General features: G+C 41.4%; 14 protein-coding genes. 10 read left to right on the forward strand and 4 right to left on the reverse strand.

Annotation, left to right across the window (positions count from 1 at the left end; all coding sequences use genetic code 11):
• Positions 1-189 precede the first annotated feature (189 nt).
• The 3 genes from AC1D7X_RS20590 to AC1D7X_RS20600 all read left to right on the forward strand — a co-directional run bounded on the left by AC1D7X_RS20590 (position 190) and on the right by AC1D7X_RS20600 (position 3,312).
• Positions 190-1,281, forward strand: a complete 1,092-nt coding sequence (locus AC1D7X_RS20590) for a threonine aldolase family protein (protein ID WP_495457890.1) — start codon at positions 190-192, stop codon at positions 1,279-1,281.
• Between the two features lie 467 nt (positions 1,282-1,748).
• The gene (locus AC1D7X_RS20595) at positions 1,749-2,294 is read left to right on the forward strand and encodes a 50S ribosomal protein L25 (protein WP_495476009.1); all 546 of its coding nucleotides are present in this window, start codon (positions 1,749-1,751) and stop codon (positions 2,292-2,294) included.
• A 163-nt stretch (positions 2,295-2,457) separates the two neighbouring features.
• Positions 2,458-3,312, forward strand: a complete 855-nt coding sequence (locus tag AC1D7X_RS20600; RefSeq protein ID WP_495476010.1) for a protein-glutamine gamma-glutamyltransferase — start codon at positions 2,458-2,460, stop codon at positions 3,310-3,312.
• A 35-nt stretch (positions 3,313-3,347) separates the two neighbouring features.
• Here the strand turns inward: AC1D7X_RS20600 and AC1D7X_RS20605 are convergent, their stop codons facing one another.
• Together AC1D7X_RS20605 and AC1D7X_RS20610 are read right to left on the reverse strand one after the other, a co-directional pair.
• Positions 3,348-4,202, reverse strand: a complete 855-nt coding sequence (locus AC1D7X_RS20605; protein ID WP_495457887.1) for an SDR family oxidoreductase — start codon at positions 4,200-4,202, stop codon at positions 3,348-3,350.
• 221 nt (positions 4,203-4,423) lie between these two features.
• Positions 4,424-5,383: a hypothetical protein gene (locus AC1D7X_RS20610; RefSeq protein WP_495476011.1), complete on the reverse strand. Its 960-nt coding sequence runs from the start codon at positions 5,381-5,383 to the stop codon at positions 4,424-4,426.
• Positions 5,384-5,746: 363 nt separating this feature from the next.
• On the opposite strand from AC1D7X_RS20610, the gene AC1D7X_RS20615 reads away from it, so the two are divergent.
• From AC1D7X_RS20615 to kdgT, 3 genes are all read left to right on the forward strand, one after another.
• Positions 5,747-8,062 carry a helix-turn-helix domain-containing protein gene (locus AC1D7X_RS20615; RefSeq protein ID WP_495476012.1) on the forward strand — a complete coding sequence of 772 codons (2,316 nt, stop codon included), beginning with the start codon at positions 5,747-5,749 and terminating at the stop codon, positions 8,060-8,062.
• Between the two features lie 225 nt (positions 8,063-8,287).
• Positions 8,288-9,238 carry a tripartite tricarboxylate transporter substrate binding protein gene (locus AC1D7X_RS20620; protein WP_495476017.1) on the forward strand — a complete coding sequence of 317 codons (951 nt, stop codon included), beginning with the start codon at positions 8,288-8,290 and terminating at the stop codon, positions 9,236-9,238.
• A 178-nt stretch (positions 9,239-9,416) separates the two neighbouring features.
• Positions 9,417-10,409 (forward strand): 2-keto-3-deoxygluconate transporter, encoded by a 993-nt coding sequence (gene kdgT, locus AC1D7X_RS20625; protein WP_495457884.1) that lies wholly within the window; start codon positions 9,417-9,419, stop codon positions 10,407-10,409.
• Between the two features lie 101 nt (positions 10,410-10,510).
• On the opposite strand, the gene AC1D7X_RS20630 is transcribed toward kdgT, so the two are convergent.
• Positions 10,511-13,456 (reverse strand): DEAD/DEAH box helicase, encoded by a 2,946-nt coding sequence (locus AC1D7X_RS20630; protein ID WP_495476013.1) that lies wholly within the window; start codon positions 13,454-13,456, stop codon positions 10,511-10,513.
• Positions 13,453-15,102: an SWIM zinc finger family protein gene (locus AC1D7X_RS20635; RefSeq protein ID WP_495457882.1), complete on the reverse strand. Its 1,650-nt coding sequence runs from the start codon at positions 15,100-15,102 to the stop codon at positions 13,453-13,455. The genes AC1D7X_RS20630 and AC1D7X_RS20635 overlap by 4 nt, the downstream gene beginning before the upstream one ends.
• Before the next feature lie 236 nt (positions 15,103-15,338).
• Between AC1D7X_RS20635 and AC1D7X_RS20640 the strand changes: the two genes are divergently transcribed.
• From AC1D7X_RS20640 to AC1D7X_RS20655, 4 genes are all read left to right on the forward strand, one after another.
• Positions 15,339-15,785 carry a V4R domain-containing protein gene (locus AC1D7X_RS20640; RefSeq protein ID WP_495457881.1) on the forward strand — a complete coding sequence of 149 codons (447 nt, stop codon included), beginning with the start codon at positions 15,339-15,341 and terminating at the stop codon, positions 15,783-15,785.
• A gap of 161 nt (positions 15,786-15,946) precedes the next feature.
• Positions 15,947-17,311, forward strand: a complete 1,365-nt coding sequence (locus tag AC1D7X_RS20645) for a transcriptional regulator (protein ID WP_495457880.1) — start codon at positions 15,947-15,949, stop codon at positions 17,309-17,311.
• Between the two features lies 1 nt (position 17,312).
• Positions 17,313-17,438, forward strand: coding sequence for a hypothetical protein (locus AC1D7X_RS20650; RefSeq protein ID WP_495457879.1), 126 nt, complete (start codon positions 17,313-17,315; stop codon positions 17,436-17,438).
• A 299-nt stretch (positions 17,439-17,737) separates the two neighbouring features.
• Positions 17,738-19,090: an extracellular solute-binding protein gene (locus AC1D7X_RS20655; RefSeq protein WP_495457878.1), complete on the forward strand. Its 1,353-nt coding sequence runs from the start codon at positions 17,738-17,740 to the stop codon at positions 19,088-19,090.
• The last annotated feature ends 52 nt before the right edge of the window (positions 19,091-19,142 follow it).

Raw genomic sequence — 19,142 nt, forward strand, 5'->3', positions numbered from 1 at the left:
AGATATGGATTTACAACGCATAGCTTATATTCCCTAACTATATCAGAAGACGGATATCAACCTTTAAGAGGACGGTATCCGTCTTTATTTGTGTCTGATTAGGAGAGGGTTAAATCTGATGAGACAGCCTATGGAGAAAGAGGTATACTTTTTATATGAAGAATTGAAACGACAAGGAGTGGACTCTATATGAACAATAAGAAGGCATTATCAGATGGATCTAACGAGAGAACTTATGACCTTGGAGGCCATAGCAAGCGAAACGTTCAGGTATTATTAGAAGCTCTGAAAGATATCGATGGAGATCAGATGAGTGATATATATGGAAAAGGTGCAGTAATCGAAGATTTCCAAGATAAGATGGCGCAATATTTGGGAAAGGAATCGGCAGTTTTTTTCCCGAGCGGAACGATGGCACAGCAAATTGCTTTAAGAATATGGTGTGATCAAAAAGGCGGGAAACGTGTTGCATATCACCCTTTATGTCATTTAGAGATTCATGAACAAGATGGTTTAAAAGAATTGCACCATATCGAACCGGTCTTACTTGCAGATAAGGATAGCTTAATTACGCTAGAAGACGTTCAGAATATGCCGAAGGATATTGCGTGTCTATTACTTGAATTACCTCAGCGGGAGATTGGGGGTCAATTGCCTGATTACGCAGAGCTTGAAGCTATTTCTGCTTATTGTCGAGAACAAGGGATTAAGCTACATCTGGATGGTGCCAGACTTTTTGAAATCTTACCGTATTATCAAAAATCAGCTGAAGAAGTTTGCGCACTCTTTGATAGTGTATATGTATCCTTTTACAAGGGGATTGGTGGGATCGCAGGAGCGATTCTCGCTGGCGGTAAAGATTTCACGAATGAATCTAAGGTATGGAAAAGACGTCATGGCGGAGATTTAATTAGCTTATATCCTTATATCATCAGCTCGGAGTATTATTTCAATCAGCGCGTGGATAAGATGGGACAATATTATCAGGAAGCCAAAGAAGTGGCTGCATTATTTAACCAGTGCCAGGGTGTTGCGACAATACCAGCTGTACCGGTATCAAATATGTTCCATGTTCATTTTGATATGCCGAAAGATCAACTTGAGCCGATCATGAGTCGAGTTTATGAGGTAACAGGTGTGAGCTTATTGCCTTATTTCCGTGATGCTAGTGAACTAACCTGCTACAGCGAAATAAGTATTGGAGATCGTTATGCTGAAATACCGAAGGATAAGGTAACGGAAGCATTTCAACGGTTGGATGAAGAGATGCGAGAATCGTAATATTATTTCGATATAGAATTGCTAAGCTACGGCGCATACTGTTATTAGAAGAACCTGCTATATAGCGGGTTCTTTGAGATGTCAAAGTTAAATTACAGAATAGAGAGAGGATCATATGTCACCTATTACACGCTTCGAAGTCGATTCTTTTTATAAAAATCGCCAGTCGGTTAGGCTTGTCTTATCTGAGCTAGATTACCATCACTAATTCGTCTAACTCTGAAAGACCTGTTCGACAAGGGTATGTTTCTATGATATGGTATGAGGAACCTATGGGCATTCCACTCTTTCGAGTGGGGTGCCTTAGTGTATATCTATAGGTTTTTTACATTAAATGTCTTTAGGGCATAATTGAAAATACTTGGAGGTAGTGATGCTATGTTTCTCTCTGTATCCCTAGTCGGGGAAAGATCCAGCGACTAATAATAGAGCGCAAAGATCATATATTGAAGAGGAGCGAATAGATCATGACAACATTATTTCAAGCAGAGGAACGCACACATCTGAATACATCAGGGCTTAGGAATCTACGCCAAGAGGGACGTCTTCCTGGCATCGTTTTCGGTCGAAATACGAAGAATGAGATGATTCATATTTCAACAATAGAATTTCAGAAATGGTTAAAGCGTGGTGCAGTTGGTTTTATTGAGTTGCAGCTTGAAGGAAAAGAGTCTTTATCCGTATTAATGGAGGAACTACAGCGTGATCCAGTAACACGGGATTTGCTGCATGTTGATTTCCAGCAAGTACAAACAAACGTGATCATACGCACAAAATTAGCATTGAAGATCACGGGTACACCAATCGGTACAAAGCAAGGCGGAGTTGTACAAATTCAGAGTGAGTTCGTTGAAGTAGAAGCCTTACCTAGACATTTACCGAATGTAATAGAGTGTGATATTGGTGGTATGAATATCGGGGAATCATTGCTTGTAAGTGACTTGGATTTGTCAACAGAAGTGACAGTTATTTCTGGAGGAAATGAGCTTCTCCTATCCGTCGTAAAACCTTAATTCAATACTTGTGAGCCATTATAACTAAACTTTTAATACGCTTAGAAAAGTACCGTAGCTGCAATCACTTGCAACTACGGTATTTTATTGTTCTGCACAAACATCCAATCTGACACGTACAATAACCTATACTCCGAAAAATACGGCATGGGGGGGAACTAGGATGATCGTGATCTCAGGTCTGAATGAAGAACTAATCGATACGTTACCGTTAACTGACTTAGAGAAGAAAATTGTGAATCAAAAGAGAAATAGTCCAACTGTCTATCGATATGACTCTCTGGAGGCTTTGCAATTCGAGTTAAAGATGAGAACGAATATTGTGGAGGCGGCTAAAGCTCTAGAAACTAGTGATGCAAGTTTTGCAACGTTCGATAATTCCAGATGTAATAAAGAATTGTGGACACGGACAAATAATGGCGGGTTTAGACTGAATAGCGGCATTCTACCTTCGGATGGGATCAATGATATTTATAGAAATGGGCATTTGTATGCGTTTGAGTGTGCAACCGCTATGGTTATTACTCTGTACAAGGCGACACTCGATGTACTAGGTAAGGAAGTATTTGATCGATATTTTCAAGATTTATACTTAAGGGATTGGAATTATGACAGTGACTTACAGTTGAAAATCATAGAACATAAGGGTGACGCTTACGCAGGCGACATCGTATATTTTAAAAATCCAGACCATAATCCTATATCGCCGGAGTGGCAGGGTGAGAATGCTGTCGTATTAGGAAGAGACTTATATTATGGCCATGGCATAGGGATAAGATCGGCAGAGGAAATCATAGCATCCCTTAATAGAAGAAGAATACCTGGTAGTAAGATATCTGCGTATATGTCTGATGAGGTTGTTCATCCGGATTTTGAATATCTGCGTAAATTATCGATAAGATTAACTCAGACTCAGACTCAGACTCAGACTCATCGAGCGAGAGCAAATCAACATCATAGAGGTGACATTGTTGCAAGGGTAGGATCACACATCTATACTCTCCATAATAAAAGGTAAGAGATTTCCGATTTCCTAATTAAATTAGTTAGCTGCTATTTGCCTTGGCGAGTTTTCTCAGCGAGAACATTCCATTGTTCTTCAGTAATCTCAAGAAGATCGTTGAATTCGCCTGCTCCTTGAAGCCACTCTCCTCCATCGATCGTAACGACCTCTCCATTAATATAACCGGCATAGTCTGAGATTAGATAAGCTGCTAAATGAGCAAGTTCTTCTTGATTACCTACACGGCGTAGAGGAATCCGATTAATCATCTTTTCTTCTATGTCAGGCGTGGGCATGAGTCTAGACGTTGCACCATCCGTTGGAAACGGGCCTGGGGCAATAGCAACTTGGCGTATTCCGTGACGTGCCCACTCCACGGCAAGGGAGCGGGTTAGTGCTAGTACGCCCGCTTTAGCCGCAGCGGAGGGTACAACAAAGGCTGATCCTGTAGAAGCATAGGTGGTCACAATGTTCAGCATGGTACCCGGATGACGTTGTTCAATCCACCTTTTACCGACTTCCAACGTCGTATACATGGTTCCATGTAATACAATATTTAAGATTGCATCTACCGCTCGGGGAGAGAGGCGTTCAGTTGGACTTATAAAGTTACCAGCGGCATTATTAACCAACACATCGATTCGCCCAAATTGCTGTTCGACGGCCTCCACAAGGTCATGAATTTGGACAGGATCTCGCACATCGGTGACTTTGTAGAATACGTTATTCCCGTTTACACTTAATTCTTCTGCTGTTTTTTTTAATGTTTCTTCGCGTCGACTTGCAATGGCTAGTTTGGCTCCAAGATTCAGGAATTGTGTACCCATGGCTCGTCCTAATCCAGTAGCTCCACCTGTGATGAGAACGACCTTGTCTTTTAATAAATCTTTTGAAAAAGGTCCCATAATTCACTCTCCTTTGACTCTGATCATCGTTATTGGTCGTGTCAATTAGATTATGCTGTAAGGATAGCGAAGATGCTATAGAAAAGATAAGATGAACGGAACATATTTTTTCTGGGAGTCGTTAAGTGTGGGATAACTCTTGGTGTTAAAATGTAGAGTTTTGGCTTCACCTATTCGTTAGAACAGGCTACCGATCATTGGTAGCCTGTTTATTTATAATGTTATTTAGATTCCTTTAATTCCTCTAGTTGTTCCTTAGATTCCTTTAGTTCCTTATCTTTGCCACCTAATTTAATACCAATCTGACCGTCATGGCTGCCTACATGCCCACCAATTCCGAGTTCGACACCTTGACCTCCACCTAACTGTCCCTTCGCATGGGCGCCTAATCCACTCTGACCTCCAAGCTGAGCACCAGTAGTAAAGCCAATGCCTTGGTTAATTCCCATGTGACCATCTGCATGAGCACCTAGTCCACTCTGACCACCGAGTTGAGCACCAGTAGTAAACCCTGCACCTTGTTTGAGTCCTAGGTGTCCCTTGGCTTGAGCACCAAGCCCATGTTGACCACCGAGTTGAGCACCGGTTGTAAACCCTAGCCCTTGACCACCGCCTACTTGGCCTTGCGCTTGAGCACCAAGCCCGTATTTGCCGCCTACCTGTGCTTCCGTATTAAATCCTACTCCTTGGCTCTTTCCGAGATGACCGGTGGCTTGAGCATCGATAATATGTTTGTCTCCGACCTGACCACCTGTTGTGACTTGGAGACCTTCGTTAGTACTTAGGTCAGCTCCGCCATGTACGTTAATCCCGTATGGCTCTCCGAGATGGCCGCTCGCATGCGTACCGATACTATGGCTAGTTAAATGCCCATCAGCTGTAAATCCAACGCCGTGCTTACCACCTATTTCCCCAGCGGTATCCATACTAATTCCCTTACCCTTACCTACAGATCCGATAATATGGCCATTTACGCTCTCTTGTCTATCCGCATCACTGTCAGATTGATTCTCAATAGGCCCTATGCGTGAGGAGGAGAAATGATAGTAATGTGAGTAAGGAAAGGGCTGAGACCGGAAGGAATGATCAGGACGTTGAGCATTCGCAAATGTTGGCTGGGATTGATAGGAATAGAATGATTGGGGATCATAGTTGTTCTGATCTCCATTTCTAATGTTCATTTAGAAAACCTCCAATAGGAATATGATGATATAGCCTATTCACACAGCGTTTGAAATGTCACCCATATACAGAGGATGGTTGAATATTGTTGTGTATTTACGATGAATTTGTAACTCGTTCTATGTGAAAAGTCCTTGCAGTTCATGTAACAAACATAATATGATCAAAAGAAAGCGGATACAAGTAATCTCTTTTAAAAGTAATAAGAGAAGGTATCTACTGAATAGAAGGTGAAGGTAATATCTTATATTTACAATTTAAGATATTTATTACATTAAACAAAAGCCATTTTAAAATTAGGTAGATTCTCATCTGATCTAACGATGTTAGGACATAAGAGATGGAAGGATGATGATACTCCCATGCTACGATACAAATTGAAATACGTGTTACAAAACAAACAAACGAGACTGATTATGATGCTTACGATCGTTATTTCGTTGTTAATTACGAGCATTGGTCTGTTTTCTTATCATGAATATAGAGAGGCACTCGATACAGAGCTGAACACACCGAATGTGGAGCTACTGCAGATTAATCAGGATGTAACGAACCGGGTATTCAGCGAATCTGATAATAAGGCAGTAGATTTGTCTTTCCACCCTGCAACCATCCAATTCATCGAGGGAGCCCCCGATAGTGCAGCAATGACGGACGAACTGATCCAATATATGAGAACCCTGGCAACAGGGTCAAATATCCATTCGATTAGTGTGATCCAATTCAAAGACCATTCTGTCCTATCGAGTGAATATGGATACGAGTCTGTGTGGCAGAATGCTCCAGATGATGCATGGAGTTCATGGATTTATGAAATTAAGGAGAAACCTCTACTTATTAAGAGAAGGTTGTATAGCGGTAATAACGCGAAACTAGAAGGTACCGAATTACTATCTTTAGCACGGCCTGTTGTTCTCAAGGGAGAGATTGTTGGTGCAGTCCTAGTTGATCTTGATTATGATTGGCTGTTCTCCCAGATGTACACGCATTTGTCGAGTTATCAATTTGTGTACAACCTGGATGGGGAGTTAATTTATCCGAAATTAAACGTACCCTTTTCACCGCCAGAAATGAAGAAAGTCCTGTCTCAAATCTACGTAAGTCCGTTTGCTCATGTGAATATAGAGGGCCAGGATTATATGGCTAATCAGACTTTTTCTAATGTGACGGGTTGGAGGATGCTTTCATTTGTTCCTATGGAGGAATTGCTAAGGAATGTAAAGATTGCACGTAATATGATGCTTTTGTTGTCGTTTATTTCTATTTTTGTAGGTTGCTCTGCGATCTACTATTATAATTTTGCAGCTTTTCGACCATTAAAGAGGATTAATAAGCTGTTAAGTTCTGAACAGACACCTGTTGGTCAGGGTAATTTATATGATTTGGAACCTGTGATTGGAAAGCTTGTTGGTGATTTCCACAGCAAATCCCTTGTAGCTGAATGGAGCTTACCTGAGCTGCGTTCTAAATTTGTGCAGGATTTAATTACACGGAGTATGGGAACCCAAGAGACACATACGAAGTGGGAGCATTATTATCAGGGTTGGGAAGAAGGACCCTTTGAAGTAATGATGGTCTCCATCGATCGATATTGGCCATGGGCCTCTTCCTATAAGGAAGAGGATCAAATGTTGCTTAAGTTCGCTATGAATAACATTATTATTGAGCATTTGGAACCCATGTGGCGAACGGTAACGACGGTACACAAGAAAGATAGTGTCATTGTTCTGTTACAACCTAAGGGATTAGGAGAGAAGTATCTGAGAGATGATGCGGATAAACTTATAGAGATGCTACATGATCTGTTAAAAATATCAGTATCCGTTGGTTTAGGTTCTACAGCATCAGATATTCTACATGTGGCAAGGTCTTATACAGAAGCCAAGCTTGCATTATCCTACCGTCTTTATGATGGATATGGACATGTTCGGGACTATTCATCTATTGAAGCTAAACATGATGAGGGTGCCCAAGTTGTGGATGATACTTGGAGTGTGGAAGTGATTCAATCTCTGAAATCATCGGATAGTCATACATCAATCCAATGGATAAGAAAATGGACAGCAGAGGTTCGGAAAAAAGCGATTCAGCCACAGAAGGTTTATCGTATGGTGGATGACCTAATCGATGAAATCCTAGCTATTGCCATTATGGGAGGACACTCCTTTCCTGCTGAGCTTGCAGATTACACGTGGCATCAAGTGGAGACGATGAATTTATCTGAAATTGAAGAGATATTATGCGGTGTAGTCATTCATCTGTCTAATGAACTCGGACAACACAGACAATCGAAGGAGTACCAACTTGTTCAGGCGATGATTCAATACATGGAGAATCAACTGCACCTTAATATTGGATTACAGGATATTGCCTCCCATGTAAATATGGGGGTGTCTTCTGTCAGTAATATTTTTAAGGAAGAGACAGGTACGACCGTATACGATTATTTAACGAATTTGAGAGTAGATAAAGCTTGCGAACTATTAAAGGATAGTAGTATGAAAATTGCCAATATTGCTCAACTTGTTGGATATCAGAATGAGAACAGCTTTATCCGTGTATTTCGGAAGAACAAATCGATTACACCAGGTAAATTTCGAGAGGCCATCAAATATACCAAGGCATATGCAGATCAGCCAAAACCGCACCAAATCAGCGTTTCTGAAGACTCAGAGTAAGATTAAATGATTGTTGAGAATCCTCCATGTGCGGTATATTTTGTTTGAGAAATAAATCACAAAATAATGAATAGACACTTGGAGGTGTAGCAAAAGGTGAGGATAGGAGGAGGAATTATTCTCCAATCATATGCCTAACAATCGATAACTCAGGGAAGAGGGATCTCATTGAAATGGATAACTAGAAGAGGGGTTTGGATACCATCTGGATTAGCTATTGTACTCATAATTTGGATCGGATATCAGTATTCTAACAATTTCAATTCAGGCGATGCAGATGTGGACTTTCCTATAAAGCCCATTACTCTGATTGTCCCTTATGCAGCTGGAGGGGGTACAGATATAACAGCGCGGGCTATAGCCGCAGCGGCAGAAAAACACCTCAGCCAGCCGATCGTGGTTGTGAACCGCACAGGCGGTGGGGGATCTGTGGGATTGATGGAAGGTGCCAATGCCAAGGGTGATGGGTACACACTTACCTATCTACCGGTAGAATTGACAACCTTACCCCATATGGGATTGCTACCGATTACCTATGAAGCGTTCAAACCGATCGCGCAAACCAATTTTGATCCTTCCGCCATTACCGTAAGAGCCGAAGCGCCATGGCAAACCGTGAATGAATTTCTTGATTTTGCTAAAACGCATCCCGGTGAAGTGAAAATGGGGAATGCAGGAACGGGTAGTATTTGGCATTTAGCAGCCGTAACACTGGAACGGGAAACAGGTGTGGCGTTTGAACATATACCTTTTGAAGGTGGAGGGCCTGCCGTTTCTGCACTAATGAGTGGATTTGTTGATGCAGTACCTGTAAGTCCTGCCGAAGTAAAGAAGTATGTGGAGGAAGGAAAGCTACGAACGCTTGCGATTACAGCGGATCAACCTTCGGAGGCGTTGCCTGGTGTTCCTACGTTAGAGGAACAGACGGGTCTTCACGTAAACTTTACAGGAACATGGAGAGGGCTTGCTGTGCCTAAAGACACCCCCGATGAGATTGCAGAACAGCTTGCCATTGCCTTTATTAAAGGAACTGAAGATGTAGAGTTTAGACAATACATGAAGTTAAATGGACTTGGGTTACTTGTCAAAGACGGCGCAGGTTTTACTCAACAAATGAAAGAAAGTCATGATTTATTCGGGAAGATCATTCCGGAGCTAGGTTTGAGTCGTCATTGAGTTGATCTCGCAAGTGAAATGAAAGCGCACACATAATATGATTTCTTAGGAGAATCCATTCTATTTTTTAAAATGACATCTTCTGAGGTTAGTTCAGTGCGCCCTTATTTAGGAAGAATATTGAATATTTGATTAAAAAAACAATATTTCAACTTCACAAGAAGGGTATGAAAATAATATGAAAATTAAAAAAGTAATAGATAAGATTCCTGGAGGCATGATGTTGGTTCCTTTGTTCTTAGGAGCCTTAATTCACACTTTCACACCTAATGCAGGCACCTATTTCGGTGGATTTACAAACGGGCTAATGACGGGTACTGTACCGATTCTAGCTGTCTGGTTCTTCTGCATGGGAGCTGCTATTGATGTAAGAGCTACAGGAAGCGTACTGCGTAAATCGGGTACTCTGGTATTAACCAAAATTGCTGTAGCTTGGGTCGTAGCGATGATCGCGATACAGTTCCTACCGGAAGGTGGAGTTCAGACTGGTTTCTTTGCCGGATTATCTGTTCTTGCCATCGTTTCCGCAATGGATATGACTAACGGTGGATTGTATGCCTCCATTATGCAGCAGTATGGTACAAAAGAAGAGTCAGGTGCCTTTGTTCTAATGTCGCTTGAATCGGGTCCACTAGTGACTATGTTAATCTTAGGAAGTACGGGTTTAGCTGTGTTTGAACCACATACATTTGTAGGAGCAGTGCTTCCTTTCTTAGTTGGTTTTATTCTAGGTAACTTGGATCATGACCTTCGTTCTTATTTTGGAAAGGCTACACAGGCACTCATTCCATTCTTTGGTTTTGCACTAGGTTGTTCTATTGATTTAGGTGTTATTCTAGATACTGGATTGCTAGGAATCTTATTGGGCTTAGTAGTTATCGTTATTACAGGTATTCCGTTGATTCTGGCTGATAAGTTCGTCGGTGGTGGAAATGGTACGGCTGGTATTGCCGCATCGAGTACGGCTGGAGCAGCCGTGGCCAATCCTATGTTGATTGCAAACATGAAGCCGGAATTCTTACCCGCTGCTGAAGCAGCTACCGCATTAGTGGCTGCATCCATTATCGTAACCTCGATTCTGGTTCCGATACTGACAGCATATTATTCGGGGTATATGAAGAAAAGGAAAGCAGCCAGTGAGGTTCATCCCGTACAGGAAGTTACGTTATAATCCTTAGAATGATTTAAAAAATAGACAAAAGGGACACCGATGTAGGGTGTCCCCTTTTGTTGATATATGACGATCCGAGGAAGGCGAGTCAACTACAAGGTTTAACTCGTCCAGTCCCGTCGTAAGGTAAAGAGATCTTGTAACTCGTCTGTCGATAACTCGGTAATCCAACCTTCGGTACTTGAAATCACGTTATCGCTAAGTTGCTGTTTGTTCTCTAGCATTTCATCGATACGTTCTTCTAATGTGCCCAGGGAGATGAACTTGTGTACCTGTACATCTTTGGTCTGACCCATACGGTAAGCTCGATCTGTAGCCTGATTCTCAACCGCAGGATTCCACCAGCGGTCGAAGTGAAAGACATGATTGGCGGCTGTAAGGTTGAGACCTACCCCCCCTGCCTTGATCGAAAGAATGAATACAGAGGGTTGTTCCGCAGGTGATAGGGTATGTGATTGAAATTGGTCAATCATACGGTCACGTGCGGTTTTGGACGTACTGCCATTCAAGTAAAGTACAGGCTCCTGAAGTTCTTGTTCGAGTACCCTTTGCAGGATTTGACCCATGCCAATGTACTGCGTAAAAATAAGGCATCTCTCGCCATCTTCTCTTAGTTCCTTCACCATAGCAAGAAGCCGCTCCAATTTTGCGGATCTGTTGATCCATGTGTCGCTATCCGTTACGCCATCAATACTTGTAGATGCCTCTGGAATAGCTTCCTTCGTTAGAAGCATCGGATGGTCACAGAGCTGTTTAAGATGAGTTAACGTAGCTAGAATAGCTCCTTTACGCTCAATACCCTCAAGCTTCTGCATGCGTTCCATGAGGTTAGTGACGGTATGATCATAAAGGGCACCTTGCTCAGCCGTAAGATGAATATATGTTTTTATCTCGTTCTTATCAGGTAAATCAAGCTGAATAGCGGGATCCTTCTTTTTACGGCGAAGCATAAAGGGCTTAACTAGCTTCTGTAAATCGATCGTACGTTGTTCATTATGCTCCTTCTCAATGGCATTAATGAACCGATTATTAAAGGCACGCGAACTACCTAAATATCCCGGGTTAATGAAATCGTAGAGAGACCAAAGTTCAGAGAGGCGATTCTCAATAGGTGTTCCAGTTAGTGCAATTCGATGTCTGGCCGGGAAACTCCGGACCGCAGTGGATTGCTTCGTCTGGGCATTCTTAATATTCTGTGCTTCGTCTAAACAAATAGATGCCCAAGTGAATTCTTTAAGCAGCTCTTGATCAAGAGTTGCCGTAGCATAGGATGTTAGAATGATATCTGCTTGAAGAGCCCCTTTCAGAAAGGACTCACTATTATAACGGTTTGATCCATAATGGAGCATAACCTTCAAAGTTGGAGCAAAGCGAGCCAATTCTTTCTGCCAATTGCCAAGAACCGAAGTAGGGCAAATCAAGAGAGAAGGGAACCACAAATCTGTATTCACAGTAGTTTCTTTCAGATGTAATAGATAGGCAATGAATTGCACTGTTTTACCTAGTCCCATGTCATCTGCTAGACAAGCTCCGAGTCCACAACGTCTCAAAAAGGCTAACCAAGCAAATCCATCTTGTTGGTAGGAACGTAAGTCTGCTTGAAGATCCTTGGGTACAGCAAGTGTTGGCCATTCTGTCTGTTGTCTAAGTTGACTCATGATCTTCATGAGATGTTCATTCAGCTCAACTTCCAACTCAATACGCTCTGAACCTTTCTGTTGTTGATCCGCTGAGTCGGTATCAGGTTCATCACTGTTACCCAATAGATGAAGTTGAAGGATATCTTGAAATGTCAGTCCTTGCTCTTTGTCCACACCTGCCATTGCTTGGCGAATCTGTGCTAGTAACGCTGGATCAAGTGGAATCCATTGTCCTCTAAATCGGACTAGTCGTTCATTGCGGGCAACTAGCTCAGCAAATTCACTCTCCGTGAGATGAGACTCGCCAATCGCAATACGCCAATCGAAGTTAACAAGAGAGTCCAGTCCAAATAGTGAGCCACCGGTACTACCTTCACTGGAGCGTACCTTAGCTCGGAGCTTCGGTTTCTTTCGACTCGCTGCTTCCCACCAAGCGGGAAGCAGTACTTGCCAGCCAGCTTCAAGCAGACGGTGACTGTCTGACGTCAAGAATTCCCAAGCAGCGGAATCCGTCAAAGGACTGCTTAATATATCTTCATTACTGTGGGTGAATCGCTCCTTAGGAAGTGTTGCGCGTAAACGTTCTAACCAGCTAGCAGACCGCTCACGTATATGATTCGACCATGCCTCTGGCCATAATCCAGAGGTATAGCCATCGTCGGAAAGCTTAATAGGTATAAGTACCGTTGGATCAAGCTTATCTTGCAGAACAAGTTGAATGTGCCAAGTTGGTTCATCATCCATAGGTTCTAGTAGTTGGAGAAGCGGTCGAAATGGAGCCGTGTCTGCTTTCCAGCCGAGAGTAATAAGCCATGATTGCTCATCTAGACCCGTTGCAGTCATTCCGTTGTTCGTAAAGAGTATTGGATATTCCCTTCTTAGATCTGATGCTGACGCTTCAGTTCCGTAGTAACGTTGGAATACCGTAGCTGAGAAGGCAGAACGTAAACCCTCAATAAGATCGGAATCGAACCCTATTTGTTCTATAAGTTCTCTATCTTGCGAATCCAATACGACTTGATCCCAGCTCCATTTCAATTTACCGGCTTGGAAAGCTGAGTAACTAGGGATAAATTTCTTCTCATCTATATAAGTGGCCAATCTAGGCACGAGTTGAATCCATTGTGCGACATCTTCACTCCATGCCCATTCAATATGTGCAAGAAACTTTTGCTCTGCAAAGAATGGAATGACTTGCTCAGAAGGTAGAACTACAAGTTCGATATCTTGAACCATTTGAACCTCTAATTCCGTACCATAAAAGGACTCTTCATGCCACGCGAATAAACGGTGTTTCAAGTGTTGCCCTGATACGTAATTATACGTATTGGTAGAGCCATAGATAAGGGCATCGCCATAAGCGGTTAAGGTGATGTGAAGAGTGACGGTCTCTGTATATTGACTCATGGGATCAGCTTTCCTTTCCTAAGCTCCTCTTGGAGTGCGCGTAGTCGGCTATAGCGATTGCTAAATGAGGTTATAAATACTTCCCAGCGCGCCTCTTGCTTCAATTTCTTATATAGCTTCGACAGGCGTTTTAGTAATTTTACTGCTTGTTTATAGCTATCTCTATTTTTCTGAACAATATATCTCTCGACAGACTGATGATAGAAGGGGAGCATTAATTCAGGAGCATTCTTCTCAATGGGCTGAAATACGCTCACACGATAGTCCATAGGTTCTTTACCTGTACTTAATTGATAGTCCATCCATTGCTGCCACTTACCGTGGATCAGTAACTTTTCCTCATAGATCTTCTCGGAATAAGGTAGCATGCGAACAAGCGTTGACCACATGGATGTCTCAGCTTCGGGAAGTTGTTGAATCGTCTTCTCCCAGTAGATCCAATAATCGTTCAGGTTATTATTCCGGTGGGTGCTGAATAGGGGGCCAATTTCAATCAACCAATCCTGCAATCGTGACCATTGTTCCGTTCTATATAGATAATTTAAGAAAGGAAGCACATGATCGGGGTGAACGATGAATGCCGTATCTGCCGCTTTTAACTGGCTCCATGCCTGCTGATCTTCGGAGAGATAGAAGTGCATCCAACTCTGAGATAACATCCATGGAAGTCGTGAAAGTGAGCTCCCGAGTTCCTTCTCTGCTAATTGTAATTGTTGTAATTCTTCCAAGTACATCTCTTGGTCGTTAAGGTTGGGAACAATCCAATTCAACCAGAACTGAATATAGACATCTAGGAAATAATTCAGATTCTTAGGCTCTGTCAGCATGATGGTACGTAAATGTGTTAACGTCTCAGCAATATGGTGCCGTTGTTCAGGCTCGGTATGCAGCGGGAATTCTTTTGTAAAACTACACATAACTGCTTGTTGAATATCATCGGCCGCAACTTGTGTCTGAAAACCCATATAGAAATTAGTGTGTTGCCCATGTTGTGATGGCTTCACTATTTTTGTGAGTACAAATAGATGAGCATGAAATGTAAATAGTAGCTCTAATATCGGTGAAAGCTGAGGACGCATGCTATTAATAGATGCCAAAGCACTCTGAGCGTATTGAGCATTGGGAATGTTCTTTCCTAATGGTGCAATACATTGTTCAAATAAATCATACCATTCGGGTATGGGCAATGTAGATAGAAGACGTGCTTGTCCCTTTAATTTAGCGGAGGCTTCCGCTTGTCTTTCTGCTGTCTGAACGGCTGAGCGATTAGACGTGCTATGTGGAGACGCATGCTTTGCAACTTGATTGAACATAGCTGCTGAATGTGCATTCACGAGTGAATGAACGGATCGCTCATGTAGGTTGGCATATTCAAGCAGAGTAGCAATCATGTGCTTACAGTTAGCTGGAACGGGGCAATTGCAATGGTTCCCCGAAAAGGAATCTAGATTGATGTGAACGGAGTAATTCTCAGTACCTTTGACAACGGCCTCAATCTGTCCGGTTACAGGTATCGTTAACTGATGTACACGGCCCTGTTTGAAATACTGGAATCCGCGTTTTATGGTAAGGTCATTGAAATATTCTGCGACATTCTGAATAAGCATATGCCATTGCATATCATCCATAATATAGGTTGGTTTCATGATATATGAGTCTCCTGAGAGAGTATAGTCTTGAGTATAATCTAATCAATCATATCACTTAATTGAAATCATTTGTTGTAGGGGATTCCTTTTGATCAAGTCTAGACATAAGGAATTGTTTAAATGATATAGTATTTCATGTGACTAAAATCACAAGTCGGATTATGTGCGAGCTTATAATCAACATATCGAGAATCCATCATAAGACGGTTGAATTACAACAGGGGGCGAGTTCATTGGATCATTTTACATTTTCAGATATGAAGCAAATAAAGCGAGAGAAATTAGGAGACGTAGTACCGTTAGAGTTATTCAGAACGATCAGATTAATTGGTTTATATCAGGGGTTACCTATGAATGGTAAAAGCACGACGTTAACCATAGGAAGAAAGATTGGGGAAGAGTTAGGTGTTACTACCGTAGATGAACTATTTGAGTTATTTGAACATTTAAAAATAGGGATTCCTAAGATAATAAGGGAAGATGAGAAGTCGATGACTGTAGTCGTATATGATTGCTTCTGTGAAGGGTTACCGATCATGGAAGGCAAAATGGTATGTGATATGGAAGGAGCAATTATGGAAGGGGCTCTTTCTCAAATTCGGGGTAAACGCGTCTCCGTTCGGGAAGTAAAGTGTAATGTTCATGGGGATGAGTATTGTGAATATGAAGTAAGGTATTGATTGTTAAATATTATAGGACAAGACAGTGAGCTGTGGTTATGACCATGGGTTGCTGTTTTTTTTCAAAAGTTTTGTTTATTGACCATCGTATGAATTACATATATAATTCAATAATAGAAATTTATGGATTTTAATATGCGACATATGATGGGGTGATCTAGTTGATATCAACCACCACGATCCGTTCAGAAATAGAAGATTACATAAGAAGAAATGAAATGAATTTACAAGGGTTATCATTTGCAGCTGGTATGAACAAGGGAATATTAAGTGCCATTATCAATCGTAATCCACCTAAGCCTATTGCTGTAAAACAACTGGATCTTATTACAGCGGGAATGGAGCTTCCAGAGGGAGCGTTATATGATCTATATGTGGATGAGTGTTTCGTTACGAATGCACCTAATTGGAGAAGGTTAAGACCTTTCTTGCAACGATGTGCAGAACTCAAAAAGTACGATTGTATGGAGAGCATCTTAAATCGTCTTACGGAAGACCTCTCATATCTTCCAGGCATATTTGACACAGCAGAATTACTCTATCATCAAGGTTTACATAAAGCAGCAGTCTTGTTGTATCAATGTGTTGCTGAAGGGGAGAGGTTACAACATTCCGAGAGGTTAGCTCTTTGTCACTTTCGATTGTTTTCTCTTTCTATTGGAGAAGATCAACAAGAGAATCTTCGCGCAGTGGTTCGATTTGAGCCTTTCATAGACCGTCTTCCAGAAGAGATTCAGCTGGATGCTTTACTTGAACTTAGTAATGTTTACTTCTCTTTAGATTATATGGACAAGGTCATTGGAATTTCCGACAAACTATTGTTTAGAGCAGATTGCCAACATACTATGAATAAGCGGAAGGTAGATCGAACGCAGAGAAAGACAAAGTATCCTGTTCTGGCATATGCAGCCTATGGACATTTGATGACGGCCGGTGCATATTGCAGATTTAAAAACTATGAAGTAGCGAATAAGTACACTTTATTATATATCAATATGGATTGGTCAGAAGAACGTGAAGAAGATGCGGTTAAGTATAGGGTTAAGTTTCAGAAGTGGGGCGAAGCGAACACATGCATTTATAGAATAAGGCAAGGAGAATGGGATGCATTGCCTCAATATGTATCATATATGAGTGAGAACGAAGAGGAGATTCTGCCAGGGCTTCTTATGATCACTGAAGCAGCGAATATATATGGTATGGATGTAGATGAGATGCTTATTCAATTTGAAGATCATATTTCCTTCTATGGTGAATCGAATCGGTTAGCTGGTGAGTACTCTCAACCATTAAGTATGGATCGTTGTCTTAAGTTTCTCATAGAATTAGCTATTTATCATCTACGCAGGCAACGGTATGAAATTGGATTAAAGTGGATATTACAAAGTTTGGAAACCTCCATTAGAATACATAGTGACACATGCTTTACTAGATGTGTTAAAGTATTCGAGCAATTCAGACATTTAGCATCAGGAGATACACAGATAGAGTATACAAATATAATATTGAAAGAAGGAGAAATGTAAAATGAAAAAGGGAATATTCGGTCTGTTAATTGTATTTATGATTGTTATTGGACTCACTCATCCAGTAGGTCCTGGAGCTGGAGGTCAGATTACACCTCTTTCCGAGCATGGTGTAGGAGGACTGTAATATTTGCACCTCAATTTACGATTTGAAATGATGGGACAAGAAGTCATTCAGATCAACACCTAGATTCGGTTAATTAGATAGGTTTAAAGAAAACACCATTTAACCAGTGAACTGCATTAGCTGGTTACACGGTGTTTTTTTACATAAGGGCTAGATTGAATGTATCGATTCTATTCTGCAGTGGTGAGGGTTAATCCAATGTATCTGTAAAAAGCAACCCTATATCCTAAATTTAACACCTCCTCAAATGTGGAAATTATCCCCATAATAAAAATATACACTTATAAGGGGTGAATAAAATGGCAAATGTATCAAAAGTATGTAGTCTGGTTCTTGCAGCAACAATGGTATTTGGTTTAGCTGCTTGTGGAAACGGTTCCAAAGACAATAAAGGTAATACTGCAAGTAATGAGACGGATAAGACACCGGAGAAGGTCGTTGAAAAGGTTGTAGAAAAGGATATCAAGATTACATTCCAGAACATCTACCCGGATACGACTGATCCTAAGAATCAACTGATGAAGAAGCTCGTGACGCAATACGAAACAGAACATCCAAACATCAAGATCGAACTTGATTCACTTAATACAGATCAACAGAAATTGAAATTAAAGACACAGGCAGCATCGAAAGAGGTTCCTGACATTACGATCGTGAACCCTGCTGCTCAAATGCAACCTTTTGTTGATGCCGGTTTATTTGCACCATTGAATGATATGTTGGATCAAAATGGCTTGAAGGATACGTTCCAAGAAGGACTTTTAGATTGGTATAGCTTTGATAACAACATATATGCTCTTCCAGATGGTAATAACATCGGTGTCGTCTACTATAATAGAGAACTTTTTGATAAAGCTGGCGTAGAAGTGCCAACGACGTTTGAAGATATGTTAAAAGTCGTAGCAACGCTCAAAGAAAAAGGAATTACACCGATCGCTATCGGTGAAAAAGATTCTTGGACAGGGTCCTTTTTGTTCATGAATATGTTGCTTCGCACAAACGGACCAGGATTCTTACAAGATGTTGTAGATAAGAAGAAGACCTTCGATGATCCCGCATTTAAAGAAGCAGTCGATTCATTCGAGAGTTTAGTTGCAGCTGGCGCATTCCAGGATGGTGCAACTTCCTTTGATTATAATGCTGGGGAGAACCTATTTAAAACAGGTAAATCAGCAATGTACTACATGGGAACATGGGCAACAGGTGGTATTGAAACATCCTCTGTGAATGGAAAAGTAGGTGTATTCAAATTCCCTACAATCGCTGGTAAAGGTGATCCGAATGAGTTCATGTTAGCACCGGGTAGTGCATTTGCAATTTCTGCGGATAGCGAGCACTTGCAAGAAACAAAAGATTTCTTGAATTGGTTCATGTTGAACTTCCCTAAAGAAGCATTTATAGCTAAGGGAGCAGTTGGGATTGGTCAGATCGTAGATGGAGACTTTAAGGCGGCTGGTTATTCCGATATGGCGATGGAAGTACTGAGTCTATTTAAAGAAGTAAAAGGTGGAGACTTGGCGTTTGATAACACCATGAATCCAGGTACAGCACAAGTTCATTTAAATAGTATTCAAAACTTGTTTGTGCAGAAAGTAGATTCGGCTGCAGTAGCGAAAGAACACCAAGCAGCGTTTGAAGCTAATAATAAATAGTTAAACTAACTCATTTATGAAGGGAACACTTGCTGTTCCCTTTATATCTATC

It is taken from the genome of Paenibacillus sp. Y568, assembly GCF_059445545.1.

Bases quoted from the DNA above. Each gene is read 5' to 3' on its own strand.
- AC1D7X_RS20590 (WP_495457890.1), top strand. From the start codon at position 190: ATGAACAATAAGAAGGCATTATCAGATGGATCTAACGAGAGAACTTAT.
- AC1D7X_RS20595 (WP_495476009.1), top strand. From the start codon at position 1,749: ATGACAACATTATTTCAAGCAGAGGAACGCACACATCTGAATACATCA.
- AC1D7X_RS20600 (WP_495476010.1), top strand. From the start codon at position 2,458: ATGATCGTGATCTCAGGTCTGAATGAAGAACTAATCGATACGTTACCG.
- AC1D7X_RS20605 (WP_495457887.1), bottom strand. From the start codon at position 4,202: ATGGGACCTTTTTCAAAAGATTTATTAAAAGACAAGGTCGTTCTCATC.
- AC1D7X_RS20610 (WP_495476011.1), bottom strand. From the start codon at position 5,383: ATGAACATTAGAAATGGAGATCAGAACAACTATGATCCCCAATCATTC.
- AC1D7X_RS20615 (WP_495476012.1), top strand. From the start codon at position 5,747: ATGCTACGATACAAATTGAAATACGTGTTACAAAACAAACAAACGAGA.
- kdgT (WP_495457884.1), top strand. From the start codon at position 9,417: ATGAAAATTAAAAAAGTAATAGATAAGATTCCTGGAGGCATGATGTTG.
- AC1D7X_RS20630 (WP_495476013.1), bottom strand. From the start codon at position 13,456: ATGAGTCAATATACAGAGACCGTCACTCTTCACATCACCTTAACCGCT.
- AC1D7X_RS20635 (WP_495457882.1), bottom strand. From the start codon at position 15,102: ATGAAACCAACCTATATTATGGATGATATGCAATGGCATATGCTTATT.
- AC1D7X_RS20650 (WP_495457879.1), top strand. From the start codon at position 17,313: ATGAAAAAGGGAATATTCGGTCTGTTAATTGTATTTATGATTGTTATT.
- AC1D7X_RS20655 (WP_495457878.1), top strand. From the start codon at position 17,738: ATGGCAAATGTATCAAAAGTATGTAGTCTGGTTCTTGCAGCAACAATG.